Annotated in this window: 15 protein-coding genes; 9 read left to right on the top strand and 6 right to left on the bottom strand. The window is 44.9% G+C overall.

Annotated features, from left to right (window positions below; genetic code table 11):
- Nucleotides 1–79: 79 nt before the first annotated feature.
- The 4 genes from treC to gmhB all read right to left on the bottom strand — a co-directional run bounded on the left by treC (nt 80) and on the right by gmhB (nt 5,027).
- Nucleotides 80–1,765 carry an alpha,alpha-phosphotrehalase gene (treC, locus tag R7Q46_RS21250; RefSeq protein ID WP_054575504.1) on the bottom strand — a complete coding sequence of 562 codons (1,686 nt, stop codon included), beginning with the start codon at nt 1,763–1,765 and terminating at the stop codon, nt 80–82.
- 87 nt (nt 1,766–1,852) lie between these two features.
- Nucleotides 1,853–3,277 carry a PTS trehalose transporter subunit IIBC gene (treB, locus tag R7Q46_RS21245; protein ID WP_005381959.1) on the bottom strand — a complete coding sequence of 475 codons (1,425 nt, stop codon included), beginning with the start codon at nt 3,275–3,277 and terminating at the stop codon, nt 1,853–1,855.
- Between the two features lie 176 nt (nt 3,278–3,453).
- On the bottom strand, nt 3,454–4,401 hold the full coding sequence (gene treR / locus R7Q46_RS21240) for a trehalose operon repressor TreR (protein ID WP_033905853.1): 948 nt from the start codon (nt 4,399–4,401) through the stop codon (nt 3,454–3,456).
- A 74-nt stretch (nt 4,402–4,475) separates the two neighbouring features.
- On the bottom strand, nt 4,476–5,027 hold the full coding sequence (gene gmhB / locus R7Q46_RS21235) for a D-glycero-beta-D-manno-heptose 1,7-bisphosphate 7-phosphatase (RefSeq protein ID WP_005381961.1): 552 nt from the start codon (nt 5,025–5,027) through the stop codon (nt 4,476–4,478).
- A gap of 341 nt (nt 5,028–5,368) precedes the next feature.
- Between gmhB and metN the strand changes: the two genes are divergently transcribed.
- Genes metN through R7Q46_RS21220 form a run of 3 tightly spaced genes read left to right on the top strand, consistent with a single transcriptional unit; the run spans nt 5,369 to nt 7,912 of the window.
- On the top strand, nt 5,369–6,403 hold the full coding sequence (metN, locus tag R7Q46_RS21230; protein ID WP_053306522.1) for a methionine ABC transporter ATP-binding protein MetN: 1,035 nt from the start codon (nt 5,369–5,371) through the stop codon (nt 6,401–6,403).
- Entirely contained in the window at nt 6,393–7,070 is a 678-nt protein-coding gene (locus tag R7Q46_RS21225; protein ID WP_005383604.1) for a methionine ABC transporter permease, read from the top strand. The genes metN and R7Q46_RS21225 overlap by 11 nt, the downstream gene beginning before the upstream one ends.
- 32 nt (nt 7,071–7,102) lie before the next feature.
- A complete protein-coding gene (locus tag R7Q46_RS21220) occupies nt 7,103–7,912 on the top strand; it encodes a MetQ/NlpA family lipoprotein (protein WP_005391357.1) in 810 nt (269 codons plus the stop codon).
- A gap of 126 nt (nt 7,913–8,038) precedes the next feature.
- On the opposite strand, the gene R7Q46_RS21215 is transcribed toward R7Q46_RS21220, so the two are convergent.
- Nucleotides 8,039–8,815 (bottom strand): Zn-ribbon-containing protein, encoded by a 777-nt coding sequence (locus R7Q46_RS21215; protein ID WP_005383605.1) that lies wholly within the window; start codon nt 8,813–8,815, stop codon nt 8,039–8,041.
- A 2-nt stretch (nt 8,816–8,817) separates the two neighbouring features.
- Nucleotides 8,818–9,363: a SecY-interacting protein gene (gene syd, locus R7Q46_RS21210; RefSeq protein ID WP_213872131.1), complete on the bottom strand. Its 546-nt coding sequence runs from the start codon at nt 9,361–9,363 to the stop codon at nt 8,818–8,820.
- A 108-nt stretch (nt 9,364–9,471) separates the two neighbouring features.
- Between syd and queF the strand changes: the two genes are divergently transcribed.
- The 6 genes from queF (at nt 9,472) to R7Q46_RS21180 (ending at nt 19,094) form a co-directional block, all read left to right on the top strand.
- Nucleotides 9,472–10,317, top strand: coding sequence for an NADPH-dependent 7-cyano-7-deazaguanine reductase QueF (gene queF / locus R7Q46_RS21205; RefSeq protein ID WP_213872132.1), 846 nt, complete (start codon nt 9,472–9,474; stop codon nt 10,315–10,317).
- 164 nt (nt 10,318–10,481) lie between these two features.
- On the top strand, nt 10,482–12,764 hold the full coding sequence (locus R7Q46_RS21200) for a tetratricopeptide repeat protein (RefSeq protein WP_017635678.1): 2,283 nt from the start codon (nt 10,482–10,484) through the stop codon (nt 12,762–12,764).
- Between the two features lie 98 nt (nt 12,765–12,862).
- The gene (locus R7Q46_RS21195) at nt 12,863–14,428 is read left to right on the top strand and encodes a sensor domain-containing diguanylate cyclase (RefSeq protein WP_005381978.1); all 1,566 of its coding nucleotides are present in this window, start codon (nt 12,863–12,865) and stop codon (nt 14,426–14,428) included.
- A 291-nt stretch (nt 14,429–14,719) separates the two neighbouring features.
- The gene (gene ppnN, locus R7Q46_RS21190; RefSeq protein ID WP_005383611.1) at nt 14,720–16,096 is read left to right on the top strand and encodes a nucleotide 5'-monophosphate nucleosidase PpnN; all 1,377 of its coding nucleotides are present in this window, start codon (nt 14,720–14,722) and stop codon (nt 16,094–16,096) included.
- Nucleotides 16,097–16,154: 58 nt separating this feature from the next.
- A complete protein-coding gene (gene xni / locus R7Q46_RS21185) occupies nt 16,155–16,937 on the top strand; it encodes a flap endonuclease Xni (protein ID WP_005381982.1) in 783 nt (260 codons plus the stop codon).
- An 858-nt stretch (nt 16,938–17,795) separates the two neighbouring features.
- Nucleotides 17,796–19,094: a hypothetical protein gene (locus tag R7Q46_RS21180; protein ID WP_318077777.1), complete on the top strand. Its 1,299-nt coding sequence runs from the start codon at nt 17,796–17,798 to the stop codon at nt 19,092–19,094.
- Nucleotides 19,095–19,097 lie beyond the last annotated feature (3 nt).

The raw sequence follows: 19,097 nt of genomic DNA, 5'->3' as shown, positions 1-19,097 counted from the left end.
TCTCAATAAAAGAAGGCTTTGGGGAGCACACCAAAGCCTTCATCTCGAACATCAATCTTAGGGGTGATGACACCCGAGTTTATTCTTCTATCAATAAAATACGAGTTTCGTAAGGTCGTAACACTTGATGGTTTGATGCGACTGCGCTCGCTGAGTTTTGATAGTTAGATAGCAAGTTTTTCGCCTTACTCATATCAAAACGTTCTGGCAGAACGCATTCCACCTCTTCAGCATAGTAGTTATTGATACACAGCAGCGTTTGCTTATCGTTCTGACGAGCGTAAGCGAAAATACGTTTGTGCTCTGGCAGCAGGTCCTCGTAACGACCATCGGTGATCACTGGAACCTGTTTACGCAGTTCAATCAGACGCTTGTAAAAGTAGAACACCGAGTTTAAATCGGCAACCGCAGCTTCAGCATTGATTTCAGTGTAATTCTTCGCCACTTCAAGCCAAGGCGTGCCCTCAGTAAAGCCCGCGTGTTTTGCACTGTTCCATTGCATTGGTGTACGTGAGTTATCACGCGACTTCTGTGCCAAGATCGCCATCATATCGTCATGAGATACACCATCACGGTTGACCATGATGTCGTACATGTTAGTACTTTCAACATCACGATATTGGCTGATTTCGGTATAACCCGGGTTGGTCATGCCGATCTCTTCCCCCTGGTAAACATAAGGTGTGCCTTGCATCATGTGCACTGATGCCGCAAGCATCTTGGCAGATTCAACACGGTATTGCTCTTCGTTACCTAATCGGCTGACAACGCGTGGCTGGTCGTGGTTACACCAGAACAACGCCCCCCACCCTTTGCCATTTAAGCCCGTTTGCCAATGATTGAAGATCTGTTTTAACTGAATGAAATCAAACGGCGCTTTGGTCCATTTTTCACCATTTGGATAATCGACTTTCAGATGATGGAAGTTGAACACCATGGATAGCTCTTTGCCGTCTAGCGAAGAATATTGCTGGCAGTGCTCTAGCGTAGTGGAAGACATTTCACCCACCGTCACGCTGCCGTATTTTTGAAACACAGATTCGCTAATCTCTTGAAGGTATTCGTGCACACGTGGACCGTCAGTGTAAAAACGACGACCATCACCAATATCGTCACTTGGAAAATCTTGCTGCTTGGAAATCAGGTTGATAACGTCGAGACGGAAACCATCGACTCCCTTCTCTGCCCAGAAGCTGATGACTTCTTTCACTTCTTCACGCACTACTGGGTTTTCCCAGTTTAAGTCCGCTTGCTCTATAGCAAAAAGGTGCAAATAGTACTGACCTGTTTTTTCATCCAGCGCCCAAGCGTTGCCACCAAACTTTGATTGCCAGTTGTTTGGTTCAGCACCATCTACCGGATCTTTCCAGATGTAGTAATCACGGTATGGGCTGTTTTTATCACCCAGTGCGGATTGGAACCACTTGTGTTCTGTCGACGTGTGGTTCACTACAATGTCCATGATGATACGAATGCCCAACTGATGCGCTTCTGCTAGCAAAGTATCGAAATCTTGCATAGTGCCGAACTGTGGATTGATCGAGTAGTAATCGGAGATGTCATAACCGTTGTCGATCATTGGCGATTGGTAAACCGGCGTCAGCCAAATCGCATCCACACCAAGATGCTTAAGATAATCCAGCTTAGAAATGATCCCTTTGATGTCGCCCGAGCCTTTACTGCCACTGTCACAAAAGCTTTTTGGGTAAATTTGATAGATGGTTGCGGTTTTCCACCAGCTCTCATCATGCTTGGTCATAGCCATTTCTAACACTCACTTACCAGTAATCGGAAACTTAAAATTTGAAAAGAAAAATAGGCGGAGGCAGCCAAGTCACTGCCTCAAATAGAATTACGCGTTTGCAGGCTCAAGCTCACCTTTGGCTTGTGCACGCTTATAAAGAATTAACGTTAATGCAGCAGGTACCAGCATTGCGACTAACATAGCCAAAGCAAAAATGCCCCAGAACTGCGGTTGGATAGACAAGATGCCCGGCAAACCGCCCACACCGATACCGTTCGCCATTACGCCCGCACTACCACAAATAGCAGCAGCACACGCACTACCGATCATCGCGCTCAGCATTGGGAACTTGTATTTCAAGTTGATGCCGTACATCGCCGGCTCGGTCACACCAAGGTAAGCAGAGATAGCCGCAGGTACTGAGATATCACGCTCGCCATGTTTTTTACTGATGATAATGATGCCGACGACCGCAGACGCTTGAGCAATGTTTGAAAGTGCAATCAGAGGCCAAATTGGCGTGCCGCCTAGCTCTTGCATTAATTGAAGGTCAACCGCGTTGGTGGTGTGGTGAATACCAGTAATGACCAATGGCGCGTATAGGAAGCCGAAGATGGTTGAGCCAATCATTGCGAAGTCACCCGTCATGGCTGCTTTTGCTGCGAATGCCACGCCGTCACCCAACATACGACCGAATGGACCAATGATAGAGTGCGCAAGAATCACAGACACAATGATAGAGACAAACGGCACAACCACTAGGTAAAGGTAAGACGGAATGATGCGTTTTAAGTTGGTTTCAATAAACGCCAGTGCCATACCAGCGAGCATTGCCGGAATCACTTGCGCTTGGTAGCCCACTTTCTCGATGGCAAATAAGCCAAAGTCCCATACTTCAGGCACTTGCTTACCAATTAGGTAGGCGTTCATTAACTGTGGCGAAACCAGCGTGACACCAAGCGTGATACCCAAAATCGGAGTACCGCCGAGTTTTTTCACTGTCGACCAACACACGCCAACTGGTAGGAAGAAGAAGATTGCTTCACCAATTAGCCATAGGAAAGAGTGTACCGTTGCCCAAAACTGGCTGATTTCCGTTAGCGTTTGACCATCAAACATCTTGATGTCGCCAATCACGTTACGGAAGCCAAGAATCAGACCACCGGTAATGATCGCAGGTAGCAGTGGTACAAAGATTTCTGCAAGGTGGGAAATACCACGCTCAACGATATTCATGTTTTGACGAGCAGCGTTCTTCGCTTCGTCTTTGCTGGCTTCACTTTTACCCGTCAGTCCGATCAGTACCTTGTAAACTTCATCCACTTCAGTACCGATAACCACTTGGAACTGGCCTGCGTTGGTAAAACAGCCCTTCACCATCGGTAATGCTTCTAACTGTTTCGTATCTGCTTTGTCCGTATCATTTAGAACAAAACGCAAGCGAGTTAAACAGTGACTTACACTGGCAATATTGTCCGGCCCCCCGACCAGCTCAATAAGACGCTCCACGTCTTTACGCGCAATCTTACTCATAACTTTGTCCACCCTGTATTGGATACATTCGATTCATCATTTTGTTTTTATAAGTGGGAACATTCCCATTTCTTAATTTTAATATTGCCATCCGAAGGCAAAAAACAAAATGGGAACAGTCCCATTAATTGAGAGTGATCACAGTATAATTTTAGAGCAGATCGTTTTAGTGTGGGTCAATAAACGATAGGCTGTTGAGTAAAGTGAACCACTTCCTCATCGCCATTTAATTGATTGATCAGCATGTTAGCGGACTTCTCACCTGCAAGGGTATAACCTGGGTCGACACTAAATACTTTAGGGAAAAGGAAAGAGAGCAATTCATTACCACCAACACCTGTCACAACCACATCTTCACGGCCTAACTCTTGAAGACGCTTAATCACGCCCAACGCGATAGTGTCACTGGCGCACACGATGGCCTGAGTGTCAGATTGAAGGACTTTGTCTACCAACTGATAAGCACTTTCATGGCTCAACTTACCCGTCTGGAAACAAGGTGTAATTTGTTTGCGTTGACACCAAGCTTTATAAGCATTTAGACGAGCTAAGCCAGTGGTTTTGTCTTCAGGGTCAACACCAATATAAGCAATGCGAGATAAAGATTGCTGCTCAAGATGAGACAAAGCCATGTCTATCACACCTTGGTTATCGTAGTTGATCGAGGAAACCATTTGCGTGTCCATCGCGATCACGACGATACGATTCCCCCACTCCGCCAATGCTCGCTCATCACATCCAGTAAAGCCAAACACGATCACCCCATCGACGTTGCGACGTTTAAGCACATCCAAATGCTCATTGGTTTTATCGCGATCGAATTGGCTCTCCATGATCACCGCATCATAACCAGCGGAATACAAAGCATTGAGCATTGTACCAACGGCGCGATTTTCTGATGGTGAATCTAAACGGGAGATGATAACCCCAATAACTTTTTGGCTGCCGCCACGCATTGATTGCGCAGATTTGGACGGCACATAACCAGATTCACGAATGATTTGCTCAACCTTCTCTCGCGTTTGGGGTTTCACTTTTGGATCGTTAGTAAGCACACGGCTTACTGTCGATTTGCCCACGCCTGCCAATTTTGCGATATCAAGAATGGTGAGTTTTTTGCTCATAAGTGTTCAGATTAAAAGAAGGAATCAAACAAAAGGGAAGCAGTGGCTTCCCTTATCTCAGTCAGTAATGAAGATTACTTGTTTAAGTACGCTGGCACATCTGCAATGCTATCTAATACTACCGTTGCAATGGCTTCGCCCTGTTCCGTTACTGGCTTACCAGTGCGAACCAAAATCTTAGTGCCAACGCCTGCCGCTTCTGCTGCCATCATGTCTTCAGCTTTATCGCCGATCATCACAGATTTCTCCATGTCGATCTTCAAGAAGTCACGCGCAGAAATGAACATGCCTGGTTTTGGCTTACGGCACTCACAATCTTGCTTGTACTCGCCAATGCCATGTTCTGGATGATGTGGACAGTAATAGATACCATCGAACTCAACACCATTATCAGCAAAGTTCCAATCCATCCATTGAGTCAGAGACAAGAAACGGTCTTCACTGAATTTACCGCGTGCGATGCCCGATTGATTCGTCACTAACACTAGAAGGTAGCCTTTATCTTTTAGCGCTTTCGTCGCTTCAAATACACCATCAATGTACTCAAAATCATGTTCGTCATGAACGTAGCCGTGGTCAACGTTTATCACGCCATCACGATCGATAAAAACAGCAGGTTTTGCCAAAACGTATTTCTCTATTAACTCGGTTTAATCAGATTATTACATACCTTATAAACTTCAACACTATCTAATTCATTCTAGGCCTCGACAAAACGGTTGATTTGTTGGGCAAGAATCGGTAAATCTGAGGGTGCCCCGCCGTCTACCTCCTGCTTGTTATCTATACATCTTCGTTTCAAAACAGAACATCCATACATTTAGACGTCTAGACGTAAAAATATCTATTGACTTCATTCTGCTTAACCCATAGCATCAACTGAAAATTGAGATAAAGCTCAACATTAAGTTCTGTCAAAGGCCGTTTTTGACAGCGAAGTTCCCCGTATCTTTGGGCAGGTTGAAACATGATAGAAATAAAAAACGTCAATAAAGTGTTCTACCAAGGCAGTAAGGAAATCCTTGCCCTGAAAGACATTAACCTACACATCGACAAAGGCACTATCTTTGGTGTTATCGGTTCATCAGGTGCTGGTAAAAGTACGCTGATCCGCTGTGTCAACATGTTAGAAGCGCCGACCTCTGGTTCCATCATCGTTGATGGTGTGGATCTAACCAAACTCAGCAAAAAACAACTAGTCGAAACACGCCGTAACATTGGCATGATCTTCCAGCATTTTAACCTGCTTTCGTCTCGTACTGTGTTTGATAATGTAGCACTGCCACTAGAACTGGCAGGTAAAGACAAATCGCAAATCACAGCAAAAGTAACTGAGTTGCTAAAGCTTGTAGGCTTAGCCGACAAACACGAGAGCTACCCATCTAACTTAAGTGGCGGACAAAAACAGCGTGTGGCAATTGCTCGTGCATTGGCATCCGATCCTAGCGTGCTGCTTTGTGATGAGGCCACTAGTGCGCTAGACCCGGCAACGACTCAATCTATCCTTGAGTTATTGAAAGAGATCAACCGCAAACTCAACATCACGATTTTACTTATCACTCACGAAATGGAAGTCGTAAAAAGTATCTGTCACGAAGTAGCAATCATCGGTGGTGGTGAGCTGGTGGAAAAAGGCACCGTTGGCGATATTTTTGCGCACCCTAAGACAGAGCTAGCGCACCAATTCATTCGCTCAACGCTGGATCTTTCCATTCCTGAAGATTACCAAGCTCGTCTGCAAGCAGAGCGTGTTGATGGCAGCTACCCGTTGGTTCGCTTAGAGTTTACTGGCGCAACCGTCGATGCACCGTTAATGTCGCAAATTTCTCGTAAATACAATATTGATGTGAGTATTTTGAGTTCCGACCTTGATTACGCTGGTGGCGTGAAATTCGGCATGATGGTCGCAGAGCTATTTGGTAACGAAGAAGATGACAACGCAGCTCTTGAATACCTGCGTAAGCACAACGTAAAAGTAGAGGTACTTGGTTATGTCCTTTAATACGATTTCTGAATGGCTGAGTTTAAACAGCAAACTACTTTTAGGTGCAACGTGGGAAACGCTTTACATGGTTGCGGTTGCCGGATTAGTCGGCTTTGCTGTGGGTATTCCATTAGGCGTAATCCTCCATATTACTAAGAAAGGCGGCCTACTTGAAAACACCAAACTAAATAGCGGCTTAGGCGCTATCGTTAACATTGGTCGCTCAGTGCCATTCCTCGTACTGATGGTTGCGATTATTCCAGTGACAAAAATGCTAGTTGGAACCTTTATCGGCACAACCGCAGCAATCGTCCCACTGACTATTGGCGCCATTCCTTTTGTCGCTCGTCTTATTGAAGGTGCTTTATTAGAAGTACCGACAGGCTTGGTGGAAGCAGCGCAGTCAATGGGGGCGACACCAACACAGATCATCACAAAAGTTCTACTACCTGAAGCAATGCCGACTATTGTTAACTCAGTAACGATTACCTTGGTCACTCTCGTTAGCTACTCAGCTATGGCGGGTACGGTAGGCGGCGGCGGCCTAGGCGACGTAGCCATTCGTTACGGTTTCCACCGCTACGATGTAACTATCATGGCCGTGACTGTCGTGATGTTGATTGTTCTAGTACAGATTATTCAGTCTATCGGCGACGCAGTGGTGCGCCGTGTAGACCACAGATAAGCATCAAAAATACAAATTATAAGGAGATAAAGATGAAATTTAGCCTTAAAGGTCTTTTGACCGTAGCAACGGCCGCCTCTGCTCTTGTTCTAGCGGGTTGCGGCGACAAAGAAGTAGACGTAAACAAAGTAAAAGTTGGCGTTATTGCTGGTGCTGAAGCACAAGTAGCCGAAGTTGCCGCTAAAGTAGCAAAAGAGAAATACAACCTAGACGTTGAGCTAGTAACATTTACCGATTACGTAACACCAAACGCCGCTCTGGATGATGGTTCAGTAGACGCGAATGCGTTCCAGCACAAACCATACCTAGACCAACAAGTGAAAGACCGCGGCTACAAACTGGCTATCGCGGGTAACTCATTCGTTTACCCTATTGCTGGTTACTCAAAGCAAGTAAAATCAATTGATGAAATTCAAGATGGCGCACGCATCGCAGTACCAAACGACCCAACTAACCTAGGTCGCTCACTACTGCTTCTTGAGCAACAAGGTTTGATTACGCTACGTGATGGCGTTGGTCTACTCGCTACAGTACGTGACATCGTAGGCAACCCTAAAAATATCGAAATCATTGAACTAGAAGCCCCACAGCTTCCACGTTCACTGGATGACGTAACGCTATCTATCATCAACACCACTTACGCAAGCTCTATCGACCTATCGCCAGAGCGTGACGGCGTGTTCGTTGAAGATAAAGACTCACCATACGTAAACCTAATTGTCGCTCGCGAAGAAAATGTTAATGCGCAAAACGTACAAAACTTCGTAAAAGCTTACCAAACGGAAGAAGTTTACGAAGCGGCAAAAGAGCTGTTCAAAGGCGGTGTTGTGAAAGGTTGGTAATCCCACTTTTCAAAACATGACTGAAAACAACGTTCTAAACATAAACGTTCTAAACACAAAAGGGCTGATGTGAAAACATCAGCCCTTTCTATTTGTCTATCTACCCATTTAAGTAGCTTCAATTCGCTACTTAAGATGGTCCCAAGAGATATTCGACACGATTCGGCAGTCATCACACTTAAAATGAAATATGTCATGTAGTGGCTCATCGAGTAGCCACTCGCCATCGCATTTTGGACACTTGCGCGCTTTCTCGCTCTCCAGCGACTGACCACCGACACGATACTGGTAATAGTACGTAGGGATCTTCGTGATGTATTCGATACGGCCACGTAAGTCCCAACCTCGGCGAAACAGCACACTATCCACATCGCAAATTTCGTGCAGCGCCGCATGTTCCGCTCGGCAGCCCCCTGCCATTTGGATTTCATCACACGCTTGCCACTCAGTCTGCCACTTAATGACGGCTTTATGGTCTCCATTAAGTGTTGGCTCATTACGATACAAAGGAATTGGCAACAGGGTTTCACCACTTCGCAAAGGCGAACACGTATGAACATAAGTCGTGTACAACACTTGCCAGCTAGGTGTCTCTTCTTCGGCTGCTTGTTCTGAATTCAAATCACGCCCCAGCATACGCATTTTCGGTGCAAGCAAAGACGCATCCGACAAACGGTTCATGCAAACTTTGACGAAATCTGAGTGATAACGTGGATGCAAGCTGTCTTGTTCTGGGCAAACAACACGAACGAAAAATTCACCTTCTCCCATCACTATCGGAAATTCACGACCTAATACTTGGCCGTTGTAACGCAGAGCATCCATCAAGCCATTAATGGCTTTGTCTACCGCGCTGACGGTGGTGTTATCAAAACACTCAAACTGCAACTCAACAACATACATACTTAGACGGCAGCCTCTAACTTATTCAAGAACTCAACCAATGAATCTGCCAATACATCACGTTTAGAGGTGCCCAAACGCTCTAGAATCACATTGCCAGTGAGGTTACAAATAGAAATCACATCCATTTCCTCATCTGTCGCTGCGATAAATACTGTTGGTTTAAGTTTCAAGCGGCGCTGCGTCACCAAATGACCAAGAATATTTTCTTGTAGACGCACGAAATCGTCATCGCTCCAGACTTGCAGCAGCGTCAACGAATTACCTTGCCAAGTTGCCTCCATATCGGCGCAGTATTGAGAACCATAAAAGGCTTTAACATCATCTTGCAGTGACAACTCAATCGCATTTTCCACATTGGTGAAATCGGCCATGTCATCACGTGCGACCGCTTTCCAAAGCACCTTTCCATCACGCTTCTCTTCGACACAAGGAGAAACAAGCTCTGCAAGCTCTTCACTGCTTGGCAACTCATTGTGCTTAGCTTGCCAAGCTTGTTGGTAGCGCAGGCTGAACTCTTGTAGCGCCTGAGTAACGTTTGGGGTCATGAAGGTCTCCTCATTCCTTATTTATCAGATAGCCGTGCTTGCCGGATGGCAATTGACCAGCGGATTCAGTAAAATTCTCGCCATTCTAATCGAAAACGACCACAAAGTATGAGCAAATATTCTGACGCTAAAGAGCTTGCTGGCTTAACACTAGGTAAAACGACCGAGTATGCGAACCAGTATGACCCAAGCTTGCTGCAACCAGTCCCTCGCAGCCTGAACCGAGATGACCTCCAGTTAGGCGATACTCTGCCTTTCATGGGGCACGACATTTGGACGCTGTACGAACTGTCTTGGTTAAATAGTAAAGGTTTACCACAAGTGGCCGTTGGCGAAGTATACATTCCAGCCACCAGCGCAAACTTGATTGAATCGAAGTCTTTCAAACTGTACTTAAACAGCTATAACCAAACCCGCTTTGCAAGCTGGGAAGAAGTGACTGAGCGTTTAACACAAGACCTGTCTGAATGCGCAGGTGAAAAGGTGCTGGTTGAGGTGAATCCAGTGACCCACCATACCAATCAACCTATCGTAACAATGGACGGTGAATGTATTGATGACCAAGACATTAACATCACCAGTTACGATTTTGATGCCGATTTGCTTGAAGGTGCAGCAGGTGAAGTACAAGTTGAAGAGGTGCTACATAGCCACCTATTGAAATCAAACTGTTTGATCACTAACCAACCCGACTGGGGCAGTGTAGAAATTCGCTACCAAGGCGCAAAAATAGATCGTGAGAAGTTGTTACGTTACTTAGTGTCTTTCCGCGAGCACAATGAGTTCCACGAACAGTGTGTAGAGCGTATTTTTACGGATCTAATGAAATACTGCCAACCAAGCAAACTGACCGTATTTGCCCGCTATACGCGCCGTGGAGGCTTGGATATCAACCCTTACCGCTCAACGGAACAAGATAAGCCAGCTCACAACCACCGTATGGCTCGTCAGTAAGCGCATAGGCAACAGAAATAAGTTCGGCAATCTAAAGGGTTGCCGGACGTTTTTATTGTTCAGGCATGTTACTATATCAAATGGCTTCAACCCGCATTTAAACGGCTAATTGAGGCTTTTCGCCGTTATCGCCATATCTAAAAACAGTTCGAGGGAACGAAAGGATGTTTTGGGACAGTTCGCGTCTATTCAAGTTGATTGGCTTTCTTTGCTTGCTGTTTGTACAGCCACTTCATGCTACCATTTTATCGTCCGCGTTACTCAACGAAGCACAACAATTAGCGGAAATAGAGCCATCACAAGCAAAACAAGCGGCAACCAACTATTTGTCACAGCGTGAACTAACAGAACGCAAAGAAAGTGACAGCCCTTCAGCCATGTCTCGCGACGAAACAGATCGTAGCGTTCGCACACCAAGCAGCACCATCGAAGCGCACAAGATTATCGCTCAGGCAGATTACGCCATGGGTAATGTTCGTTCGGCTATCGAGCACCTAAATAAAGCGGAACGCTTAGCGCAAGAATATCAATTGCCGTACATGGACTTAGATCTCCAGCTAATGCGCAACCAAATGATTTGGATGTACGACGAAAACTACTCAAAAGCGGAAGACACGCTTAACCAAATTGAACAACAGCTCGATGAAGCCGATGCCGTATTACAACGCACCGACAGCGTTCGCTACCGACTAGTGATGCAAAGAGCACTCCTCGCTTCACATAGTGGCGATATCATTAAAGCGGAAAACTTGTACTCTGAAGCAAAGACCATGCTTGACGATAGCCGCTCTGAGTTAGCCTTGATCGACTACTACACTGCCGTCGGCGAGTTTTACCTCAATAGCAAGAAGTACAATTTGGCTTTGTCAGAACTGCTATACGGTTATTGGCAATCTATTGAAAGTAACAGTGGTGCAAGATTAGCAAAAGTGAATCGCCTTTTGGCTAGGCTCTTCCAGGAGCGACGAGTGTACGACAAAGCGATCGAATACTTATCTCAAGCCGCAGATTTTTATGACTCTTACCCTAGCTCTCCGATCCTAGCGGACGTCCTAGAGCAAATGGGCGACATCTACTTTTATCAGGGTAAGTTTAACCTTGCATTAGTGCATTACTTCAACGTGCTTGACCATGAAAGTACCAGTAAGAACATCAATAGAATCATTAAAATTCGCTTAAGCTTGGCGGCTACCTACCTACAACTCTATAACTACGCGCTAGCAGAGCAGTACTTAGACCGCTCTAAAGAGCTTTTAGAATACACCAATATTCCTAAGCTTGAAGCAAAGGCTGCCCTGCTTCAGTCAGGTCTGGCTTATCATCAAAATGACAGTAAAGACGTCATTACTAATGCAAAGCTGGCGTTAGCGCTTGCTGAAAAGTCACCTGAAAATAACAACTTCATTAAGCAGCAGTCATACCGTTTACTTGGGTTGGGTTACGAGCAGGCAGGCGAATACAAACTTTCTCTGCAAGCTTATAAAAAATACACCAACCTCGTTCGTCTAGAACAAAAGCAGCTTAACCAAATCAGTGAAGATGCGTTCCGTCAGCAAAAAGAATTTGCCGAACAAACCATCCATTACATCGGTCAATCAGAACGCTTAGAGCAAGTGGAAAGAGAGCATCGTAAATTCCAGAAAATCTCATTTGCATTGTTTATTACTGTATTGGTCATGTTTTTGTTCATTATGCGACGCGGTGTCATTATGCAGCGCCAAGCAAGTGAAATCGAAAAACTGCGTAACGACCTCTTCACCCACTCTCGCTCTCGTTTACGTAACTTGCGTATGCTGAACGTTAAGCTGTCTCGCTCATTGAAAAAGTCGAGCGAAACTTTCGAGCAATGGCAAATGGGTGAATTGATCCATGAACCACTTAATGATCGCCTACGCTTTGTTATGATCGATTTGCCATTCTTGCGAAGCATGTACGTCCATAACGGCTATAAGGCAGGTCTAGAACTAGAACGTGCATTTGGCGACTTCCTTGCGGAAAAAATAGAAAAACCGTCGCGTCTTTACCATTTCTCAGATGCCAACTTACTCTACATTGAACCGAACGCTGACCGTGATGCTTCTGCCGAAGTCATGTTCGAAAAATTCCAGACTTGGGTGGATGAGTTCGCTCAGCAGCACAACGTCAATCGTATTATTCGTATGGGCATCAGCGATTATCCGTTCTTACCCCGAGCCTACACTGCAATTAACGATGAGGAATTACTCGATCTGTTGTTGCTTGCGACTCACATCGCACGAGAAGTCAGCTTGAAGGATAAGCAAAGCCACTGGGTGTTCTTAAAAGCCATCGATAATGCGCCTGCTGCTAGCTTTGCAACAGGTAACATAAGAACTGCCTGTCAACATGCTATTAGCCAAGGCCTGATCAAGATCCATTCGTCCTACAAGAATGAGGACGACATCAAGAAAATATTAAAAAATGGATAATTAAACGCCTGTTGAACGTAATAACTAATGACGCTATAAAGTTTTTTGTTATTATCAGATAATTGTCAGTAGTACATGGACTTAACCGTAGTCACTTCATGGGAATCTTGGAATCCGATATTCAGTCGCAGCTGCATCAGCTGAGTTGTCAACTTGACCAACTCAGACTGACTCATCGTGATACTTCACTCAAATTCAAACGTGAACAACAAGTTCTTAAACGCGTTGTGGCATCATTGTCTTCAGCTTGCCAGGGTTCGAATACTCAGGTATCCAACTACCTATTTGAAATCCAACAAGAGCTGCAACATCAAAAAGATATCAGCACTCTTATCCCGCGTTTAGCGGTATTAGAGAGGATGCTCAAACAGCAGTCGAAGACGATGGATAAACAGAACGGTTACCTTGACGAACAAATCAAGCACAGTGGTGAAACACTGCAACGTGTCACGGGCTTACCTGCGCAGTTAAAACGTGAACTACGGAACCTGATGAGTTTCTCTGAAGTTCACGCCAGCAATAAAGCTGATCAAGCCACTAAGCTACTGAGTATTTACGAACGCGCTCTGAAAATCATCACGTCTAATTCACGTCTACATCTTAGTGAATTTGAAAACAATCCTGACAGATCTCAACTTGAATGCTTGGCCAGCGACCTTCAACATACTATTACAGAGCTGGATTTCGAGGGAGAATCAGGCGATAGATTGCTGGATATTCGCGCTAAGTTGCTCCTTGGCGTGAGTGCCGAGTCTCTCATTGAGCTTACGCTCTCAACGCTGAAACTGGTTGTCGAAGCAACAAAGTTCGAGCGCGAGGCGTCTAGCCAATTCCTTGATCAGCTGAACACTTCTCTCGCAAGTAACCTAAAAACCGTTCATCAGAACGTCGACCAGCATCATACCTACTTTGAACACCGCCAAGAGCTCAACACAGAAATGAACAGCTTGGTTGAATTAAGCCAAAAGTCACTTAATCAAGCTCAAGATATCGCGGTTGTGAAAAAAGAAATCACGCCTCTTCTCGAAAAAATGGCGTCGCTGACAGAGCGACTGAAAATGACGGAAGAGCGAGAGCAAGCGCTGCAAGAGCGGTTAAGTTACAGTAAGAACCAACTCGAAGCGGTATTTGAAACTACGCAAGATTATCGTCGACGCTTAGATGACCAAGCTCAGCGTATGTTGCTCGACCCGCTGACTAAAGTTTATAACCGCACTGCATTTAACGATCGACTAGAGCTAGAGTATCGCCGTTGGATTCGCTCTCAACAAAACCTTCGTGTTGTGCTGTTTGATGTAGACAACTTCAAAGCGGTGAATGATAGCTATGGTTATACGGCTGGCGATAAAGCGCTGAAGATCATCGCTCGTACTATTAATAAACGCGTATCAGAAACGGAAACAGTGGCTCGCTTTGGTGGCGAGGAGTTTATTCTACTTGTCCCGGAACAATCTGAAGAATACACACTGGATCTGATTAAGCATATCCAGCGTGATATTAGCCAATTACCCTTTAAGTTCCGTGAGCAAAATATCATGATTACCTTAGCTGCTGTATCGACGTCTTTCAAAGAGTCCGATACGCCAGAGTATGTGCTCGATCGTCTTGGCAAGATGCTTGCGGACGCTAAAAAACGTGGAACAAACCAGCTTAACTGGAGCTAGAATTCGTACAAAAAGCGAGCAAACAAACCAAATTTGGTGCAATCTACGCTTTATAACCACCCATTTTCAACGAGTTATCAAATTTCTTCCCTTTTAGTCTGCTAAGCTGTAAAAACCCAAGTCACTTCAAGATGATGTATTTATAAAAGGCAAATGTATCATCTTGAGGTTGCTTGGGAGTTGATAACCATAAAACCAAATCGGCCAACTACCTTTCATCAAACCATACGTATAACACCAAAAAGGTAAGTTGGTACTTTCCCTCAAATTAATGCAACACAAGGAGGCGTTATGATTACCCATATAAGCCCCGCTGGTAGCATGGACTTGCTATCTCAACTAGAAGTAGAGCGCTTAAAGAACACAGCCTCGAGTGAACTTTATCAGCTGTACCGTAATTGCACATTAGCGGTGTTGAACTCCGGTAGCCATACCGATAACTCGAAAGAACTGCTCGATAAATACCAATCGTTTGATGTCAACGTCGTGCGTCGTGAGCGTGGTATTAAGCTTGAGCTGACTAATCCGCCAGAGCACGCTTTTGTTGACGGCGAAATAATTAAAGGTATCCAAGAACATCTGTTCTCCGTATTGCGTGATATCGTTTACGTAAACATGCATTTGGCAGACGCCCAACGGCTCAACCTTACTAACCCAATTCACATTACGAACCTCGTGTTCGGCATTCTTCGTAATGCCAGAGCATTAACTCCAGGTATCGCACCGAATCTTGTCGTATGTTGGGGTGGTCACTCTATCAATGGAGTGGAGTATCAGTACACACGTGAAGTGGGTAACGAACTGGGTCTGCGTGAACTTAACATCTGTACAGGTTGCGGCCCTGGTGCAATGGAAGGGCCGATGAAAGGTGCAGCAATTGGGCACGCAAAGCAACGTTATACTCAGCAACGTTATCTTGGTTTAACCGAACCCTCGATTATTGCTGCCGAGCCACCAAACCCAATAGTAAATGAACTGGTCATCATGCCCGACATCGAAAAGCGCTTGGAAGCTTTCGTCCGTATGGCTCATGGTATCGTTATTTTCCCAGGAGGCCCGGGCACAGCGGAAGAGCTACTGTACATTCTTGGCATCATGATGCACCCGGATAACGCCGATCAACCAATGCCTATCGTATTAACAGGACCAAAAGAGAGTGAAGAGTACTTCCGCTCTATTGATGAGTTCATTCGCGACACACTTGGTGAGGAAGGGCAAAAGCACTACGAGATCATCATTGACGACCCGGCAGAAGTCGCTCGTATTATGAAACGCTCCATGGACTCGGTACGCCTTCACCGAAAAGAGAAAGGCGATGCGTACAGCTTTAACTGGTCATTGAAAATTGAGCCAAACTTCCAACTGCCATTCGAGCCTACTCATGAGTCGATGGAACAATTGGATTTAAGCCTAGATCAAGAACCGCAAGTTTTAGCGGCCAACTTGCGTCAAGCCTTCTCTGGCATAGTGGCAGGTAACGTAAAGGCTGAAGGCATTCGAGAAATAGAACGTAGAGGGCCTTTCACCATTCATGGCGACGCAGTCCTCATGAAAAAACTCGATAAGTTGCTAAAAGACTTTGTCGAACAGCACCGAATGAAATTACCTGGCGGTTCAGACTACGAACCGTGTTATCGAATCGCTCACCCGGAAATTGGTGGTCGATAGTCAGGCTAGCATTCGTTACACTAGGGGCATTACGCCCCTTTTTTATTGCTAAGTCATTATGTCTATTCATCTTGTTATCATTGATGCCCTAAACCTGATCCGCCGAGTGCACTCAGCACAACCAGATCCAACCGACATAGCAAGAACCATAACCACAACGCAAAGAACCCTCACTCGCATTCTGTCAGAGGCCAACCCGACACACATCATCGCAGTTTTTGATCACCACGAACAAGACAGAGGTTGGCGCGCTGAAATTCTCCCTGACTATAAGCAAAACCGAAAACCAATGCCTCTGCCACTACTGCAAGGGTTAGATGCGATTCAACAAGCGTGGTGGGAGCAAGGTATTGATTCATTGCTGTCTGAAGGCGATGAAGCAGATGATTTGGTTGCTACACTCGCAACGAAAGTGGCCAGCCATGGTGAAAAAGTCACCATCGTTTCGACTGACAAAGGTTACTGCCAGCTACTTTCCCCTACCCTACAAATCCGTGATTATTTCCAACATCGTTGGTTAGATGAACCATTTATCGAAAAAGAGTTCGGCGTAAAACCAAGTCAACTAGCGGATTACTGGGGATTGACAGGGATAAGCTCTAGCCAGGTTCCGGGCGTACCTGGAATTGGCCCGAAAGCAGCGAAAGAGATTCTCACTCAGTTTGAGAGTATTGAAGCTGCCTACGCTAGTGAAGATCTCGTACCGAAATACCGTAAAAAATTGGATGAGCACATTGAGTCTGCTCGTTTATGTAAACGCGTCGCCGCTTTAAAGTGCGATATAGAACTAGGCTTTAACTTGCAAGATATTCGCTTTTTAGGGCCAAACAAAGCGGAGTAGTGTCCGATGGTAGTTTCACACCATGAAATCCGGCAGATATTAAAAAAGCGTCTGTTCAGAGTATACAGTAAAAAATATGTCTATTTGCGTGTGAGTGAGTGACAGCCCTTTACTGGCAAGGCTTCTTTTGGATCTATAAAGCGTACATACTATGTATAATGGTGTGTACGCTTTTTATCCCTGAAGGCTTAGCAAGGCGATGGTCTCACTACGTGAAGACCATCACCCTGCCAAAAGGGTATTTATGGGAATGATGGTAAAGTAAAATAATAAAGCCACTCCTGACGCTCGCACAGCTCACTACTGGCTAGGCATTTATGATTTTTCTTGACCATCCGCTGAAACACGTTTCTGGACATAAATCATTTAGAGCAAGTAGACTAAATATCATTCACTGCATTAGTTTATCTATCTCAACTAGAACACCACGACATTACCTTGGGTGAATAAGCATGCAAAAGATAAGGATTCGACACATTTCCTTTTACTTCGCTAAGGCTGAAGTCTCACCCTTCAGGCAGCACTAAGTTGCCGTCAACTTACGTTTTTCAGGTAACTCCACAGCGAGTTTGTTCGCTTTCATATACTTAACGTCTTCAACGAACCCTTTGGAAAGTTAACTAATATTGGGTTTATCCTAGCTACCCGGAAAATCATGACAACAGATCAGGTATAGCATTATGAAGATGTTTAGTTACCCGCTATAGCTAAACTCGAAGATAACTCATCTGTATGCTCGTAATTCCATGAATAAAGATGAGTTTTCTGAATAGCATCCGTTGAAAACAATGCACTTATCACCATATGATGTCTAGAATATTGCTATTCTCGAGTGACCAAATCTAGAAGCGGATAACCATGACGGAAAAAGAACAAATAGATGTCCTTATTGTATGCGCATTAAAGGATGAATTTGAGCAAGTCTTACAAATCAAGGACGGCATCGATAGTACTGGTTGGGGAGAGAAAACTTTATCAAGCGGGAGGTTAGCTGCTGATGGTCGTTTTGCAGGTAAAGACAATACAGCAATATCTGTCCGAGTTACTTGGTCTTCATATATGGGGCGGGAAGAAGCGAGCGCTCTAGTTCATAGCATGCTTTCCGAGGCCGACTTTAAGTGCATTGCAATGACGGGTATATGCGCAGGCCGAAGAGGAAAAGTCTCCCTTGGCGATGTTATTTTTGCGGAAAGACTTTGGTCTTACGATGCAGGTAAGCTCATTAAAGAAGGTGATATCGAGGTTTTTCAAGGTGATATGCTTCAATACCGCCCTGACACAGAAATTGTTCAAAGAATGCAAAACCTCTCTGTAGATTTATCCGCTTGGCCGATATCTCGACCTAAGTACCCACTCGAAAATCAAGAGAATTGGGTAATACAGTGCTTAGCAAATCAAATTAAACCATTTGAACATGACGAATTTGATACCAAATGCGCAGATTGGCAATCTGTGTTAGCCCGATTATTAAAGAAAAAATTAGTGACTAAGGAGCTTACTTTAACTGACAGTGGGCTCGAGAAAGCCAATGAGTTGAATCTATGGCACCCGAAAGGGTTACCTGAGCCTGAGCCATTTAGAATTCATGTCGCTCCTATAGCAACTGGGGCTGCTGTTGTTGAGGATTCAGGCTTGTTTTCGAGGCTTTCTCATTCTATGCGCAAAGTTCTTGGTGTTGATATGGAAGCAAGTGCACTAGGTGCTTTAGGTAATATAAATCGAATTCCTGTACTCGTAGTAAAAGCAGTTTCTGATTTTGGTGACACATTTAAAGATGATCAATACAGGCATTTTGCTTCTCAAGCATCCGCTCAGTGCATGTTGAAGTTTCTTCGAGATAATGCAGATATGTTTACTCACCACCAGGAAGTCGAGTTGATGAATGTTTCAACTCATGACCTAATTGGCTTTTTAGCAGAAGAATACCCTGATATTTCAGATGCTAGGGCTCTTTGGAAGAGAGCTGGCGGGCGAAACAGTGAGATTGCGAGCAACTCGAGACCAAAAGATATGTGGTTGAACATTTGGCAAAAATCAGTCAATGGTGCAGCGGTGAAACCAACTGACCTGTTGAATACTGTTGCTCATGACTATCCTGAAAGCGATTTAATTAAAAGCTTTATAACTCACTTATCCGTCAACGAAAAACTGTACTAAGGA

The organism is Vibrio sp. 811, assembly GCF_033339195.1.
The sequence above is the reverse complement of the archived record's forward strand: the minus strand, read 5'-3'. Positions and strand labels throughout refer to the sequence as shown.